A 15042-nucleotide genomic window follows, 5' to 3' on the forward strand; every position below is an offset into this window, starting at 1 on the left:
TATCCGATGGCCGTGGTCGGCTCGCGCGGCCAAATGGTCTATAATTCCTCCGTGCATCCGGATGCCGAGCTGCTCGGCCAGTGGCCATGGCCCCAGCATCACCGGTGGATGAAATCGGAAGGCTGGCAGGCTTTTCGCGTTCCGCTCAAGAAGCAATCGCAATGCACCGGCTTCGTACTTTTTTTCAACCCGCAACCGTTTCTTTCTCCGGTCGAGGAGAGTTTATACTTACAGGCGGCCGAGCTGCTTGCGTTCCATATGAACGTCAATTATGAGGACTATTTCGAATTGTCGGTTCAGCGCGATTTCGGCCTGCTGATCAAGCGTCATTTAAAAAACGGGCTGCCGCTCGCTTCCCTGGACGAATACGCGGACCGTTTCGAGATCGACCTGCTCCGCAGGCCTTTTCGCTGCGTGCTGACCGATTATCCGACCCATCCTCTGTCAACGGTCAGGGCGGAGAAGCTGGACGGACTGAAATCGGCCTATCTCGGCCATGCGCGCGTTCAGGATATGAAGGGCGTGCACCTCGTGCTGGAGGAGGGCCTGCTGTCCGTGTTTCCCGATGTATCCGGAGACGCGGCCGATGCCGTCGTCACCTCGTTATCCGCCTGCTTCTCAGGACTTAAGGGCGCGCCGCCGCGCGCCGCCGTCAGCAGCCGTAAGCGCGATTCGCCCGGACTCAGCGGAGCGTTCAACGAATGCCTCGATACGATGCGGCTGGCGGCGGCCTGGGATGTGTCGGAAAGGGTCGTCCGTTACGAAACGCTCGATCTGGCCTATGTATTCGAGCAGGTATCCCCCGAGCGCATGCGGACGTTCTGCGACCGTCTGCTCGGTGGGTTGCTGAACAAGGATCCGGAATATGCGGCCGATATGCTCCGTACGCTGGAAACGTATGTCGAGTGCGACGGACAGCTCGGAGAGACGGCGAAAAAGCTATTCATACATCGGAATACGGCGACATACCGCATAGAGAAGCTGGGTGAGATGCTGGATGTGGACTTCAAGAAGGTGAACGATCTGCTGCGGCTTAAGCTGGCCTTTCATTTCCGCCGCTTGCTGCACGGAGGCGCGTTCGATTCCGAACGCATCCGCTGATCGTAGCCCGGACCAGGGGAGGCGATAGGATGACGACGAAGCTCATAAGAGACGCCATAATGATGACGATGAACACAACGGACGATATCGTCCGCGGAGATGTGCTGATACAAGGAAACCGGATCGCCCAAATCGGGCGGAACCTGCAAGTGGAGGCCGAAGTGACGGTGGAGGCGCGCGGCCGGGTGCTTCTGCCGGGCTTCGTGCAGACGCATGTGCATTTATGCCAGACCCTATTCCGCGGGCAGGCGGACGATCTGGAGTTGATCGACTGGCTGCGGCAGCGAATCTGGCCCCTGGAAGCGGCCCATAACGAGGAATCGGTGTATTACTCGGCTATGCTCGGCGCCGGGGAATTGATTCGGAGCGGCACAACCACCGTGCTTGACATGGAGACCGTACACCATACCGACTCGGCCTTCCGCGCCATCGAGCAAAGCGGACTTCGGGCCGTGTCGGGCAAAGTGATGATGGATTACGGTACCGAGGTGCCACTGGGGCTTCAGGAGAAAACGGCGGATTCCTTGGCAGAGAGCGTACGTTTGCTTGAAAAATGGCATGGCGCCGCAGGCGGCCGGATCTCCTATGCGTTCTGTCCGCGCTTCGTCGTTTCTTGCACGGAGGAGCTGCTCGTCAATGTGCGCGACCTCTCGGAGCAATACGGGGTGAAGGTGCACACGCACGCCTCGGAGAACCGCGGGGAGATCGCGATCGTCGAGGCCGACCGCGGCATGCGCAACGTCGTTTACCTGGATCACATCGGCCTGGCGCGGCCGAATCTCATCCTGGCGCACAGCATCTGGCTGGATGAGGAAGAGAAGCGGATTATCCGCGAACGCGGCGTTAAAGTTACGCACTGCCCGGGCTCAAACCTGAAGCTGGCGTCAGGAATCGCCGACGTGCCCGAGATGATGGCGCTCGGCATTCCGGTCGGACTGGGCGCCGACGGCGCCCCGTGCAACAACAACCTGGATATGTTTCAGGAAATGCGGCTGGCGGCTTTAATCCAGAAGGTGAAGCATGGGCCGATGGCCATGGACGCGAAGTCGGTGCTGCGGCTGGCGACGATGGGCGGAGCCGAAGTGCTCGGCATGGAGGACGAAATTGGGAGCATTGAGCCCGGCAAGCTGGCCGATCTGCAGCTGCTCGACCTGGAGGATTTTCACACCTATCCGTCCTATGACGCGGATTGGCATTCAAGGGTCGTATATGCCGCCACAAGAGGCGATGTGGATACGGTGCTGATCAACGGCGAGCTTGTGATGCAGGGCAAGACCGTTCGAACGTTGGATAAGGCACATGTGCTGAAGGAGGCGGACCGCTGTCTGAAGGAGCTGCTCACACGTTTGTAGACCCATAAAGTTAGACGGGATAACATGACGCCGCATCCGGTCCGATTCACGGAATTGGATGACGGGAGGGAGGCTTACAGAATGGAGAGCAGCGAGCTTTTGGAACGAATTGCGTCGTCGGACGTTCCGCTTGCGCTCGCCACAGTTACGCATGTGTCCGGACATGCGTACCGGAAAGCCGGAACGGCGATGCTGCTTGCGGCGGACGGACGGAAGTTCGGGAGCATCAGCCCGGGATGTATGGAGCGGGATCTTCTGGAGCGAATACCGGCACTGCTGGAAGCCGGCCGACCGGAGATCGTCACCTATGATATGCGTCCCGGAGAGGACGCGATATGGGGCGAATCGATCGGCTGCGGCGGCGTTGTTACGGTGCTGCTGGAGCCGGTAAGCGGAACGCTGCTGGAGCTGTTGAAAAAGGCGTGCTTGCGTGTGCGGAACGGCGAACGGCTGCGGCTGGCCCGGTCGCAAATTGGGGATCGCATCCGATATCGATTGCTGTCCGGGGGCGAAGCGGATCCGTTCGCGGAAGCCGGGGAGATGATGATGGCCGACACCCGCCTTGAGCCTCGGCCTCACCTGCTGCTGTTCGGCGCGGGCGAGGATGCCGCACCGATCTGCGACGCGGCGCAGCGGATCGGCTTCCGAGTGACGGTGGCGGATTGGCGGGCGGACCGTGCGATTGCCGGACGTTTTCCGCAATCGTGTGTCCTGCTCGGCACGGCTGAAGAAATTGTGCGGCAGGCCCGTCTGGGTCCGGAAGACTATGTCGTGCTGTGCGGACATCAGTTGCGTAAAGACCGGGAGATGCTTGAAGCGGTGCTGCCGCTGGATCCGGCCTATGTCGGCGCAGTGGGCTCGCGCAAACGAATTGATGCTTTATTTGAAGGGTTGAAGCGCACGCCGGCGGTTCATGCTCCGATCGGATTGGCGATCGGAGCCGAAGGGCCGGATGAAATTGCGGTAAGCATCGCAGCGGAGCTCATCGCGGTGCGTGCGGCGGGACGCACAACGGCGATCGCGGCGGAAAGTGCATCGTGCACAATCTAACCGGCTCCTTTTAGCCATCCCTCCAATTGTATGTCAGGTAAATTGACGCCTCCATCCGGAGATTTTATAGTGGAGGTACGTCATTGGTTGCACGACCAGAGATGAAGATGGAGAGTCGGGGAGGAACCATATGAGGCACCGCAGCAAAAAATGGGCTTTGGCAACGGTTTTGGCGCTGTCGATCGTTCTGGTAATCGGCGGCTGCGGCAACAATGGCGTGAATGGGGGCGGCGAGCCGGAGGGAGGCTCGGAAACAAAGGCGGACAGCGGTGGCTCCAACGCGGCATCCGGCGCCGGTATGGATAAGCCGCGTGTCGCGTTTGTGTACATTGGACCTCCGGGCGACGGCGGATGGACGTCCGAGCATGACAAAGGACGCAAATATATGGAAGAGAAGCTCGGCATCAAGGCGGACACCGTCGAGAATGTCCCCGAGAGCGCCGACGCGGAACGCGTCATTACCGAGCTGGCGCAGAATCACGATATCATTTTCACGACGAGCTTCGGCTACATGGACCCGACGCTTAACGTGGCCAAGAAGTTCCCGAATGTGAAATTCATGCACGTCAGCGGCTACAAGACGAGCGACAACATGGGCACTTATTTCGGCAAAAACTTCGAAGCCAGCTACCTGAGCGGAATTGCGGCAGGCAAAATGACGAAGGCCGACCATATCGGTTACGTCGGAGCGTTTCCGATTCCGGAAGTCATTTACAACATCAATGCGTTCACGCTCGGCATTCAAAGTGTGAACCCAGACGCCAAGGTCAGCGTGGTCTGGTCGAACACCTGGTTCGATCCGACGGTAGAACGCCAGGCGGCGGTCAGTCTGCTGGACAAAGGCGCGGACGTGCTGCTGGCTTACCAGGATTCGCCGGCGACACTGCAGGCGGCGGCCGAGCGGGGCGCCATGGCGGGCGGCAATGATTCCGATATGACCCGCTACGCGCCGGAGGCGTATTTGACGAACCCGGTCTGGGTATGGGGCCCTTTTTATACGAAGGTCGTGCAATCCGTCATGGACGGTACGTGGACGAACGAGCCGTACATGGGTTCGATGGCGGAAGGCTTGGTTGACATCGCGCCGCTCGGACCGAGCGTTCCGGACGATGTCAAAGAGCTCGTTGCAGCGAAGAAACAGGAAATTCTGGACGGCAAACTGGAGGTGTTCAAAGGTCCGCTCCTTGATCAGTCGGGAGCCGCGAAAGTCGCGGAGGGCCAATCGATGCCCCTTGAGGAGATTCTCGGCATGAACTGGTTTGTAAAAGGCGTAGAAGGCTCGATCCCGCAATAATGGCAGCGTCATACGGACCAACCAACAAATCCCTTGCCAGAGGGATTTGTTGGTTTATCCGCCCCAACGGGAATAGGAGGAGTCGACATGAATGAAGGTTATACCGTTGAGATGAAGCAGATCGTCAAGCAATTCGGATCGGTGCTGGCCAACGACCGCGTCGACTTCCGGGCAAGAGCAGGCGAGATCCATGCGCTGCTCGGCGAGAACGGGGCGGGCAAAAGCACGATGATGTGCATGCTGTCCGGCGTGTATCGTCCGACCGGCGGCGGCATTTACCTCCACGGTCGGCAAGCGGGCATCCGCTCGCCAAAGGATGCGATGAAGCTCGGCGTCGGTATGATTTTTCAAAGCTTCCGGCTCGTTCAATCGCTGACGGCAACCGAAAACATAATCCTGGGCGAAAGCTCGCCGTTCTGGCGGGGACGGGGCTGGATGAAAACGAAACTGGAGGAAATCCGGTCGTTGGCGGACCGGTTCGGACTTGCGTTTCCGGTTGACCGGCCGGTGTGGGAGCTGTCCGTAGGCGAGCAGCAGCGCGTGGAGATCGTCAAAACGTTATACCGCGGGGCGGACATCGTCATTCTTGACGAACCGACATCCGTGCTGACGCCGGGCGAGGCGGAGCAGCTGTTCGCAACGCTGGCGCATATGAAATCGGAAGGCAAGACGGTCATCATCACGACGCACAAGCTCAAGGAGGTCATGGCGGTGTCCGACCGGATTTCCGTCATGCGCAAAGGCCGGATGATTGCGTCAATGGCGAAGTCCGAGACGACCGAACGGGAGCTGGCGAGGCTGATGATCGGCAAGCAAATCCCGGCTGCACGCCCAGCTCAAGCGCGGAGCATCGGCAAGCCGCTGCTGACGGTTAAGCATCTGGACGTTTATGCCGAGCACGGACGCAAGGCTTTGGGCGATTTGAGCCTGCAGGTGAATGAAGGCGAAATTGTCGGTGTCGCGGGCGTCGCGGGCAACGGACAGAAGGAGCTGGCCGAATCGCTGGCCGGTTTGCGGAGCTGGAAGCGAGGAACCGTCGCATTCGACGGCATGACGTTCAAGACGGCGTCGGTGCGGGCGGCGATGGAAGCGGGCATCTCGCATGTGCCGGAGAACCGGATGAGAAGCGGGCTCGCCGGAAGCCTCGGCATCGTCGACAATCTGCTGTTCAAATCGTATCGTTCCCCGGAGCGTTCCACGCTTGGCTTCATGCGGACGGCGCGCAACCGTGCATGGGCCCAGACGCTCGTCGAGCAATTCGATGTCAGAACACCCGGGCTTGACACGCCGGTGAGGCAGCTGTCGGGCGGCAATCAGCAGAAGCTGCTTTTTGCCCGGGAGATCAGCCGCGACCCGAAGCTGATGGTTGCGGTCCATCCGACGCAGGGACTGGATATCGGAGCGGCGCAAGGCGTTCACCGGCTGCTGGTGGAGCTGAGAGAGACGGGACGTGGCGTGCTTCTGATATCGGAAGATCTCGATGAGGTGCTGCAGCTGTCGAACCGCATCCTCGTGATCTTCGGCGGGGCCATCGTATATGAGACAAAGGGCTGTGAAGCGGACCGCGAACGGATCGGTTTGTATATGGCCGGCTTAACCGAGGAGGGGGAGGCGGTATGAACCAGCAAACCGTTCCCGCTCCGCTTGCTTCGGGCGAGACGGCTGCGGAAGCGAAAACGAAGCGGCTGCCGTTCCGGCTCGAATTCGATCCGTCCCGCCCGGACAGCCCGTGGTGGATCACGATCGTCTCGGTGCTGCTCGCGCTTGCCGCCTGCGGAATCTTTATCGCGGTGAACGGCATGAACCCCGTTACGGTTTACGCAAAAATGCTGACAGGGGCGTTTGGCTCATCCTTCGGACTCACCGAAACGCTGGTGAAGACGATTCCGCTCCTGCTCTGCGGTCTCGGCGTATCGATCGCATACCGGATTTCGGTCTGGAACATCGGGGCCGAGGGACAGTTTGTCGCGGGCGCCATTGCCGCCACCGCCGTCACCGTCTATTTTCCGGGCTTGCCGGCGTATGCCGCCATTCCGGCCATGCTCGTCTCCGGTGTGGCGGCGGGGGGGCTCTGGGGTTTGCTGACGGCGATCCCGCGCACCTTTTTCCAGGTTAACGAGCTGATTACGTCGCTGATGCTGAATTATGTGGCGTTGCTGGTCCTGAATTACGTCGTGTTCGGTCCGTGGAAGGATCCACAGGGCTTTAACTTCCCGGGCACGCCGGTGTTTACCGAGGCGATGTCGCTGCCAGTGCTGGGCGGCACCCGGCTTCATCTGGGGCTGGCGTTCGCATTGGCCGCTGTCGCGCTGTACGCCTTGCTTATCCGCTATACCCGTTGGGGCTATGAATGGCGACTGATCGGCGCCAATCCGGAAGCCGCCCGCAATGCGGGCATCCGCCTGTCCCGCCATATTATGTTCGTGATGCTGCTCAGCGGAGGACTGGCGGGGCTGGCGGGCATGGCCGAGGTTTCGGGCGTGGCGCACCGTCTCATGTACGGGATTTCACCGGGTTACGGGTACACGGCGATTATCGTGGCCTGGCTTGCTCGTCTGAATCCGGCCGGCTTAATTATTTCCTCGTTCCTGTTCGGCGGCTTGATCGTCGGCGGCTACAGCGTCCAGACGATCGGGTTGCCGTCGTCGACCTCGAGCATGCTGCAGGGCGCGATTCTGTTTTTCCTGATCGCAGGCGGCATGATCGGCAAATTCCGCTTGCGGCGCAACGTTTAAAGGGGGGAGCGGATACGATGGACTTATTCGTGCAATTGTTCGCGGCCGCGATGGCATCGGGAACGCCGCTGCTGCTCGCCGCGCTGGGCGGTATTCTGATCGAACGCTCCGGCATTATCCAGCTCGGCGTTGAAGGCATGATGCTGATGGGCGCGATCGTCGCCTGCCTCACTTTTCTGCGTACAGAGAGCCTGGCGCTTGCGCTGCTGGCCGTTTTTGCGGTTAGCGCCGTCCTCGGTCTGCTTCACGCGTTCCTGACCGTGTCCCTGCGGGCGAACCAGATTGTCAGCGGCTTGGCGATGACCTTGTTCGGAGCCGGTTTAAGCGCGTATCTGGGAAAACCGGTCAGCGGCATCCCAATGCCGGGCGCGGTGCCCAAGCTGTACTTGCCGTGGCTGGAAAACGTACCCGCAGCAGGCGGCTTGTTCGCCAATCTTGATATGCTCACCTGGTTCAGCTTCATCCTCGTTCTCGCGATGCATCTGTTTATTCACCGCACGTCCTGGGGCCTGCATCTGCGGGCGATCGGGGACAATCCTGCGACGGCAGACGTCATGGGCATCCGGGTTCAGGCTTTCCGGTACGGCTGCGTAACGGTTGGCTCCATGCTTATCGGCCTCGCGGGGGCGGATTTGCTGCTTGCATTCTCGCCGACATGGATTGAGGGCATGACGGCGGGCCGCGGATGGATCGCGGTCGCGCTCATCATTTTTGCCCGGTGGAATCCGATTCGTGCGCTGCTGTGCGCGTATTTCTTCGGGATGCTCGACACGCTCGGATTTCGCATCCAGCTGCTCGGCAGTGAAATCCCGTCCTATTTCCTGAAAATGATTCCGTACCTTGTGACGATTCTCGTCCTGATGGTCCTCGGATGGCGCAGCCGAAACAAGCCGTCCGGAGCTCCGGAGGCGCTTGGCGTTCCCTATATACGCGAGCAGCGGCTGTGACGTATTTCTTGCTCATCCTACTGCGATAACGGGAGGGGAGGGAAGAACGTGATGGATTCGGGACAAGAACGAAAGGCGCTGCGGCAGCCTCGGGTGTGGCGGCCCGGCGGCCCGGCAGAGGCGTGGATGCTAAAGCATACATTCGGCGGGGACGGCGTATTTATTTCAGGCGGCACCCTGCTGCGCACCCAATGGGAATCCGGAGGGGCGCCCGTTCCCGCCCATTTGATCGATTTATCCGGCCTGGATGGCTTTAAAGGGATCGCACGGGCTCCGGAACATCTGATGATCGGCGCATTGACCTTGCTTGCGACGGTACGAAACGATCCGCTGATCGCGGCATATTTTCCGCTCCTGACGGAAGCGGTTCGCTCAATCGCGGCGCCGTCCATTCGCAATTTGGGGACCATCGGCGGCAACGTCGTTTCAACCGTCGGAGACGCGCTGCCGGCGTTGCTAGTTTACGGTGCCCGGCTGGAAATGTACGACGGAGCGCAAACGCGGGACATCGCGGCGGCGGATTGGCTGTCGGAAGCTCGTTTCCGCCAGGGGACGCCGCTGCTGCTGCAGCGAATTCAACTTCCGTACGAGCTTTCGAAGGAGTCCGATGTGCCCGGTGAAGACAGCGGTCCGCCGCAGCCGCCGAGCGCAAAGCGATTCGGAGCTTTTCATAAAATCGGCCGCCGGGAAGCGTTCACGCCTTCAATCGTTACGGCCGCCGTGACGGGCGCCTGGGACAAAGAGGGGCGGATTCAGGGCCTTCGTATCGCGGCCGGGGGCGGACAGACCGTTCCGCACCGGTTGACGGAAGCCGAAGCCGTGCTGGAGGGGAAGCGTCCGGAGCCGGAGGCGTTGGCGGCGCTGTATGAAGCCGTGCTGGCGGATTACGATCCGTGCGGCGATGTATACGCGGGCGCGGATTACCGACGGGTGACGGCAGCCAATCTGATTGCCGCTTCGATCTGGCGGGAAGCCGGCGGAGCGCGGGGAGGAGACGTCATGCTGCTGAACCGGACGGCAAGCGGCGGGCGCTGGAGGATTCGCCCGGATGGGCCTGGCAAGGTGACGGGGAAGCTTGCTTATCTGACCGATATGGCAAGGCCCGATATGCTGGTCGGACTCGTGCTCCGGAGTCCGCACCCCCATGCCCGTATCGCCGGCATCCGAACGGAAGGGGCAAGGCGGCTGCCGGGCGTTCACGCGGTGCTGACTCATCTGGACGTTCCGGGTCTGAATGGCTTCGGCATCGCCCGTCAGGACCAGCCGGTATTGTGCGCGGACCGTGTGCGCTATATCGGCGATGCCGTAGCGGCGGTAGCGGCCGAATCGCTGGAAATCGCCGAGCAGGCGCTGCGTCTGATCGAGGTCGATTACGAGCCGCTGGCCGTGATCGACAGTCCCGCAAAAGCGCTCGCCGCCGGCGCGCCGGCGCTTCACCCGCAGGGGAACATTCTGCACCGCCGATATTACAAGCGCGGCGATATGGAAGCGGCTTTCGCCGCGTGTGCGCATATCGTGGAAGAAACGTATGTGACGCCCCGTCAAATGCATACCTATATGGAGACCGAGGGCGGGTTATTCGTGCCGGAGCAGAACGGACGGCTGACCGTTTACGCTCCGACCCAGCACGGGTTCATGGACCGTCTGCAGCTGTCTCGTATTTTGGCCATTCCGGAGACGGCCATCCGGGTCGTATCCAGCCCGATCGGCGGCTCGTTCGGGGGCAAGGATGAGCTTAACGTTCAGCCCTACGGCGCGCTCCTTGCGGTTCAGACGGGCAGGCCTGTCAAACTCCACAACTCCCGCCTGGAGTCGGTGAGGGCGGGATTGAAGCGGCATCCCATGACGCTCCGGATGAAAACGGGGATCGACGCCGACGGGAGGCTTTTGGCGCACGAGGCAAGCATTGTTGCCGATACGGGCGCTTATGCAACGCTTGGCGCGGAGGTGCTCAATTTCACCGTCGAGCATGTAATCGGCCCTTACCGGTTCGCAAGCGTGGAGGTCGAAGCATTGTCCGTCTACACCAACAACGGCATGTCGGGAGAGTTCAGGGGCTTCGGAGGCAATCAGGCGATATTTGCCCTGGAGGGTCAGATGGACCGCCTGGCCGAGCGGTGCGGGATGGACCCCTGGGAATTCCGGCGCTTTAATATGCGGGAGAAAACCGATCCGGGTCCGCTCGGTCAGCCGATCGCCCAGTCCGACGGCGCTGCTCAGGTGTGGCGAGCGCTGGCGGACAGCAGTTTGTGGAGGGAGCGGCAGGGTTTGTCCGCCCGCGCGGCAGCTGCCGGAGCCGACGCACCCTGGCTCCGAACCGGAGTCGGAGCCGCATTCATCATGCATGGCGGTGGTCTCGGCGTCGGCATTCCCGATCCTGCCGGTGGCCGGCTGCGGCTGGCTGCGGACGGACGGATCGAAGCGTCGTTCAGCTACGAGGAGTTCGGCCAAGGGCTGCTCTCCGCCTTGGAGCTGATGCTGATCGAGACGTTCGATGCCGCGGCGGACGATATCCGTATTCTGATCGGGGATACCGATCTTGTGCCGGACAGCGGCTCCAGCACCGCTTCCCGGGCGACCTCCATGATGTGGAAATCGCTGCGGAATATGCGCGCGCCGTTTACCGCAGCGATGCTGGAGGCGGCCGGTCAAGCGCTCGACAGGCCGCCGGATACGCTGAGGCTTGGACCGGGCGGCATTTACGATGCGGGAACCGGGATGGCCGGAGCGGCCGGAGCAACGGCTGCTGTACACGGGGTTCATACGGAGCCGCTTCTCGGCTATGCGGAGCTGGCGGCTGCGGTGGAGAAGCCGATTCGCACCGAGACGAGCTTTCATTTTCCGACGACGGATAAAACGGCTGCGGTCGGCGCCCACTTTCTGTACACCTATTCGGCGGTCGCGGTCAAGGTCGAGGTCAATACGTTAACCGGCCGCGTCCGTGTAGTCGACCAATTTCACGCGGTGGCGGCCGGTCCGGTCATCAATCCGCAGGGCTTCGTCGGCCAGATCGAGGGCGGCGGCAGCATGGCGCTCGGCTATGCCCTGACGGAGGAGGCGATGATGGAGGGAGGCCATTACCTGATCCGCAACCTCGACACCTATTTGATTCCCACGGTGGCGGATCAGCGCGGCACGGTATCGGTGCTCGCGATTGAGGAGCTTCCTGACGAAGATACACACGGCCCCCGCGGCATTGGCGAGGTAGGCTCGGTCGGCCTCGCGCCCGCGATAGCCGCAGCCGTGGCGCAGGCCACGGGCATTCGCGTCAGCCGACTTCCAATCGAGCCGAGGCTTCTTCTGCGCAGGCCGGCATTTCTGGACAAGGCGGTGAGCATCAAATGATCGACAAATCGATAATGGCTCCGGAAGCGTACAAACCGCTCGCTTTCCGCGTGAATGGAACGGATGCGACGCTTGACGTGCCGCCGGCCAAGCGGCTGCTGTCGATTCTCCGGGACGATCTGCTGCTGACCGGTACGAAACGCTCGTGCGACATCGGACGCTGCGGCGCCTGTATGGTGCTGATCAACGGCGAGCCGGTTAATGCCTGCCTTGCAATGGCGTACCAGTGCGAGGGAAAAGAGATCACGACGATCGAAGGCGTGCGCGGCGCGGAGGAAGGCGTACTGCACCCGATTCAGCAAGCCTTTCTCGAGGAAGGCGGGTATCAGTGCGGATATTGCACGCCGGGCATGGTCATCTCGGTCGTTGCGCTGCTTGCCGTTAATCGGGCACCGTCGAACGAGGACATTGAAGAGGCATTGTCAGGCAACCTGTGCAGATGCACCGGTTACGGCGGCATTTTGCGTGCGGTCGCCAGGGCGGTCGAGCTGGGGAAGGAGGAAGCGCATGCCGGAAATGAAGCAGGGTCCGGAGCGGACGTCGGCTGAAACTGAAAAGATGCGCCATGTTCGGCTCCTTCGCCGCTGTGTGGAGCTGTCGAGGCTGGCGCGGGAGGCGGGGAACACGCCTTTCGGGTCGCTGTTGACCGACGGGGAAGGCAACATTTTGCTGGAGCGGGGGAACATTGAAGTTACGGAATCGGACTGCACGGGGCATGCGGAAACGACGTTGATGGCAGCCGCATCGAAGCGGTTCACAAAGTCGCAGCTGCGCACTTATACGCTTTATACGTCAGCTGAGCCGTGCGCGATGTGTGCAGGATCCATCTATTGGGGCAATGTCGGGCGGGTCGTGTTCGCCATGAGTGAGAAAAGGCTGAAGGAGCTGACGGGTAACGATGAACGAAATCCGACTCTGGATCTCCCCTGCCGCGAAGTGTTTGCCCGGGGGAGCAAGCCGATTGAGGTGCTGGGCCCGTACGCGGAGGTCGAGGGCGAAGCGGCCGGCGTCCATGAGGGGTACTGGTCATGATGGCGTCGGGGTCCAAGCTGTCGATTGACGAACTGAACGATTACGGCCGCGTGCAATTCGTGGAAAAGCTGGGCGCGGTGCTGGAGCATTCGCCCTGGGTGGCGGAGAGCGCTTGGGAACTGGGTCCGTTTGTCTCGAAGGAGGATTTGCATGAAAAAATGATGCGCATCGTGCGGCTCTCTCCCGCAAAGCGAATTTTGAAGCTGTTCCGCGCCCACCCCGATCTGGCCGCGCGGCTTGTAGCCGGCGAGTATTCGTCCCGCGAGCAGCGGGATGCCGGGCTGGACCGCCTTGAGCCGGCGGAGGTTGAAGCGTTTATGTCAATGAACCGGACTTATACGGACAAATTCGGATTCCCTTTTATAATGGCCGTGCGCGGGAAGACAAAGGATGAAATGCTATCCGCCATGGGCATGAGGATCGAGCAAGATCCGGAGACGGAATGGCAGGAGGCGCTGGCGCAGATCGACCGGATTGCCGGCTTCCGCTTAGACGACCTCATCGACGAATCCTGTGTGGAGGAAAGGGCTGACCGACATGCTTAAATTAAATTCCGGACGAATGCTTTATTATGGCAAAGGCGACGTGAATGTGTACCGGACTTATGCCAAACCGCTTCGCGCAGCTGTTATTCCGGAGTCCTCGTATACGGGGGACGGCAACGTCATTTTTGCGCATAACGTGCATTTTTCCGTTAGCGGGGAGTCGCTTTTAAGCTCCTTCCTCGCAGGCGACAATTCGCAGGTCATAGCGACGGACTCGATGAAAAATTTCATTTTGCGCGAGGCGGCTTCCTTCGAGGGAGATACGACGGAGGGCTTTCTGGCGTACATCGGCGACAGATTCATGGCGAAATATCCGCATATTGACGCGGTTGTAATCCGGGGCGACCGGATCCCTTTTCAGCCGCTGCAGGTGGCGGGCGCCGAGGGGCTGGAGGAAAGCGGGCTGGTCTACCGAAGATCGCATAACGACCGCGCCGGAGCGATGCTGGAGCTGGTCCGCGGCGGAGAGGAAGCGGGAGCGGGGGCAGGCTTCGTCTCGCATAAGTGCGTCCTGTCCGACCTTCAACTGATCAAAGTCAGCGGAAGCTCGTTTTACGGCTTCGTCCGGGATGAATACACGACGCTTCCCGACAGCTACGACCGGCCCCTGTTTATTTTTCTCAACCTGTTCTGGCGATATGCCGATGTGCGGGAAGCGCTGGACGGATCTTCCGGCCGGTACGTGCCCGCCGAACAAATCCGGGATATTGCGCACAATGTTTTTCATGAAAATAAATCGCCGTCCATTCAATTTTTAATTTACCGGATCGGTTTGCGGGTGATGGAACGCTTCCCGCAGCTTGCCGAAATCGGCTTTGAATCGAACAATCGAACGTGGGAGACTGTGGTGGAGCCGGCGGATGGCGAAAGCCCAGGCGTATTTACGGAACCTCGGCCGCCGTACGGCTTCCAAGGGTTCACGATGACGCGCGCGGATTTGCCGGCTGTCGCAGAGGAACTGAAGGCGGAGGCGAGTGCGTGAGCGCTATGTATGAGGGCGCGGGCAAGCAAGGCCGGTTGACTACCCACGTGCTCGATATGTCCCAGGGCAAGCCGGCGGCGGGCATGCGGCTGTGGTTATATCGGCTGGATGAGGCCGGCGAACCGGTTTTGCTGGGCGAAGCGCGTACGAACGGCGACGGCCGGGTTGGAGCCGCTATGCTCGGTGAGCGGGCGGACGGCGGACCGCTGATGGCCGGGTTGTATGAGCTTGTGTTTGACGTGGCGGACTATTTTCGGAAGGCGAACGGGGGAGCGGGCGTGGACGCAGACGCCTTCCTGGATCGGGTGCCTATCCGGTTCCGCGTTACCGACGCCGGTGAGGACTATCACGTGCCGCTGCTCGTCGCCCCTGGCGGCTATAGCACATACAGGGGCAGCTAGCCGATTGAAGAAGTTGAAATTCGCTAGCACGATCGGAATTCAGGCCGAATGAGGAGCAGTAAGCCGTTAAAAGCGTTCTGCCGAGCGGCTTCGAGTGGAATTCGCGGCAACCGCATATCCCAGCAAATGAACAACGGAGGCGGAAACGATGGAATTGGACAGAATCATCCGTTCCGGCGATGTGGTGACGCAAGGCGGTGTCAGGCGGATGGATATCGGCATCCGCGGCGGGAAGATCGCCGCGCTTGCCGAGCGGCT

13 protein-coding genes and 1 pseudogene are annotated in these 15042 nt (G+C 60.9%); all 14 read left to right on the top strand.

Annotated features, from left to right (window positions below; all coding sequences use genetic code 11):
• A partial coding sequence (locus tag BG52_RS16365; protein WP_036583172.1) for a PucR family transcriptional regulator occupies positions 1 to 1101 on the top strand: 1101 nt, incomplete at its 5' end.
• A gap of 29 nt (positions 1102 to 1130) precedes the next feature.
• Positions 1131 to 2453: a 5'-deoxyadenosine deaminase gene (locus BG52_RS04410; RefSeq protein WP_036583173.1), complete on the top strand. Its 1323-nt coding sequence runs from the start codon at positions 1131 to 1133 to the stop codon at positions 2451 to 2453.
• Positions 2454 to 2534: 81 nt separating this feature from the next.
• Positions 2535 to 3503, top strand: a complete 969-nt coding sequence (locus BG52_RS04415; protein ID WP_144340731.1) for an XdhC family protein — start codon at positions 2535 to 2537, stop codon at positions 3501 to 3503.
• A gap of 130 nt (positions 3504 to 3633) precedes the next feature.
• Positions 3634 to 4797, top strand: a complete 1164-nt coding sequence (locus tag BG52_RS04420; protein ID WP_036666883.1) for a BMP family ABC transporter substrate-binding protein — start codon at positions 3634 to 3636, stop codon at positions 4795 to 4797.
• Between the two features lie 87 nt (positions 4798 to 4884).
• Complete coding sequence (locus BG52_RS04425) at positions 4885 to 6417, top strand: ABC transporter ATP-binding protein (protein ID WP_036583176.1); 1533 nt, start codon at positions 4885 to 4887, stop codon at positions 6415 to 6417.
• On the top strand, positions 6414 to 7532 hold the full coding sequence (locus tag BG52_RS04430; RefSeq protein WP_036666885.1) for an ABC transporter permease: 1119 nt from the start codon (positions 6414 to 6416) through the stop codon (positions 7530 to 7532). The genes BG52_RS04425 and BG52_RS04430 overlap by 4 nt, the downstream gene beginning before the upstream one ends.
• A gap of 17 nt (positions 7533 to 7549) precedes the next feature.
• Positions 7550 to 8479, top strand: coding sequence for an ABC transporter permease (locus BG52_RS04435; protein WP_036583191.1), 930 nt, complete (start codon positions 7550 to 7552; stop codon positions 8477 to 8479).
• A 51-nt stretch (positions 8480 to 8530) separates the two neighbouring features.
• Positions 8531 to 9421 (top strand): annotated as a pseudogene (locus tag BG52_RS16370) (FAD binding domain-containing protein); the annotation flags it as partial.
• A 57-nt stretch (positions 9422 to 9478) separates the two neighbouring features.
• Positions 9479 to 11824: a xanthine dehydrogenase subunit D gene (gene pucD / locus BG52_RS04440; RefSeq protein ID WP_036583213.1), complete on the top strand. Its 2346-nt coding sequence runs from the start codon at positions 9479 to 9481 to the stop codon at positions 11822 to 11824.
• Positions 11821 to 12372, top strand: a complete 552-nt coding sequence (locus BG52_RS04445; protein ID WP_081793569.1) for a (2Fe-2S)-binding protein — start codon at positions 11821 to 11823, stop codon at positions 12370 to 12372. The genes pucD and BG52_RS04445 overlap by 4 nt, the downstream gene beginning before the upstream one ends.
• The gene (locus BG52_RS04450; protein ID WP_223298915.1) at positions 12332 to 12856 is read left to right on the top strand and encodes a nucleoside deaminase; all 525 of its coding nucleotides are present in this window, start codon (positions 12332 to 12334) and stop codon (positions 12854 to 12856) included. The genes BG52_RS04445 and BG52_RS04450 overlap by 41 nt, the downstream gene beginning before the upstream one ends.
• Complete coding sequence (uraD, locus tag BG52_RS04455) at positions 12853 to 13401, top strand: 2-oxo-4-hydroxy-4-carboxy-5-ureidoimidazoline decarboxylase (protein WP_051587787.1); 549 nt, start codon at positions 12853 to 12855, stop codon at positions 13399 to 13401. Before BG52_RS04450 ends, uraD begins: the two co-directional genes overlap by 4 nt.
• Entirely contained in the window at positions 13394 to 14383 is a 990-nt protein-coding gene (gene pucL / locus BG52_RS04460; RefSeq protein WP_036583192.1) for a factor-independent urate hydroxylase, read from the top strand. Before uraD ends, pucL begins: the two co-directional genes overlap by 8 nt.
• Before the next feature lie 5 nt (positions 14384 to 14388).
• Positions 14389 to 14784 (top strand): hydroxyisourate hydrolase, encoded by a 396-nt coding sequence (uraH, locus tag BG52_RS04465; protein WP_036583232.1) that lies wholly within the window; start codon positions 14389 to 14391, stop codon positions 14782 to 14784.
• Positions 14785 to 15042 lie beyond the last annotated feature (258 nt).

Source organism: Paenibacillus darwinianus, from assembly GCF_000598065.1.
GTDB lineage: Bacteria > Bacillota > Bacilli > Paenibacillales > Paenibacillaceae > Paenibacillus_I > Paenibacillus_I darwinianus.

Coding starts and splice junctions, on each gene's coding strand:
- BG52_RS04410 (WP_036583173.1), top strand. CDS start 1,131: ATGACGACGAAGCTCATAAGAGACGCCATAATGATGACGATGAACACA.
- BG52_RS04450 (WP_223298915.1), top strand. CDS start 12,332: ATGCCGGAAATGAAGCAGGGTCCGGAGCGGACGTCGGCTGAAACTGAA.
- uraD (WP_051587787.1), top strand. CDS start 12,853: ATGATGGCGTCGGGGTCCAAGCTGTCGATTGACGAACTGAACGATTAC.
- BG52_RS04445 (WP_081793569.1), top strand. CDS start 11,821: ATGATCGACAAATCGATAATGGCTCCGGAAGCGTACAAACCGCTCGCT.
- BG52_RS04435 (WP_036583191.1), top strand. CDS start 7,550: ATGGACTTATTCGTGCAATTGTTCGCGGCCGCGATGGCATCGGGAACG.
- pucD (WP_036583213.1), top strand. CDS start 9,479: ATGCTGCTGAACCGGACGGCAAGCGGCGGGCGCTGGAGGATTCGCCCG.
- BG52_RS04415 (WP_144340731.1), top strand. CDS start 2,535: ATGGAGAGCAGCGAGCTTTTGGAACGAATTGCGTCGTCGGACGTTCCG.
- BG52_RS04420 (WP_036666883.1), top strand. CDS start 3,634: ATGAGGCACCGCAGCAAAAAATGGGCTTTGGCAACGGTTTTGGCGCTG.
- BG52_RS04425 (WP_036583176.1), top strand. CDS start 4,885: ATGAATGAAGGTTATACCGTTGAGATGAAGCAGATCGTCAAGCAATTC.
- pucL (WP_036583192.1), top strand. CDS start 13,394: ATGCTTAAATTAAATTCCGGACGAATGCTTTATTATGGCAAAGGCGAC.
- BG52_RS04430 (WP_036666885.1), top strand. CDS start 6,414: ATGAACCAGCAAACCGTTCCCGCTCCGCTTGCTTCGGGCGAGACGGCT.
- uraH (WP_036583232.1), top strand. CDS start 14,389: ATGTATGAGGGCGCGGGCAAGCAAGGCCGGTTGACTACCCACGTGCTC.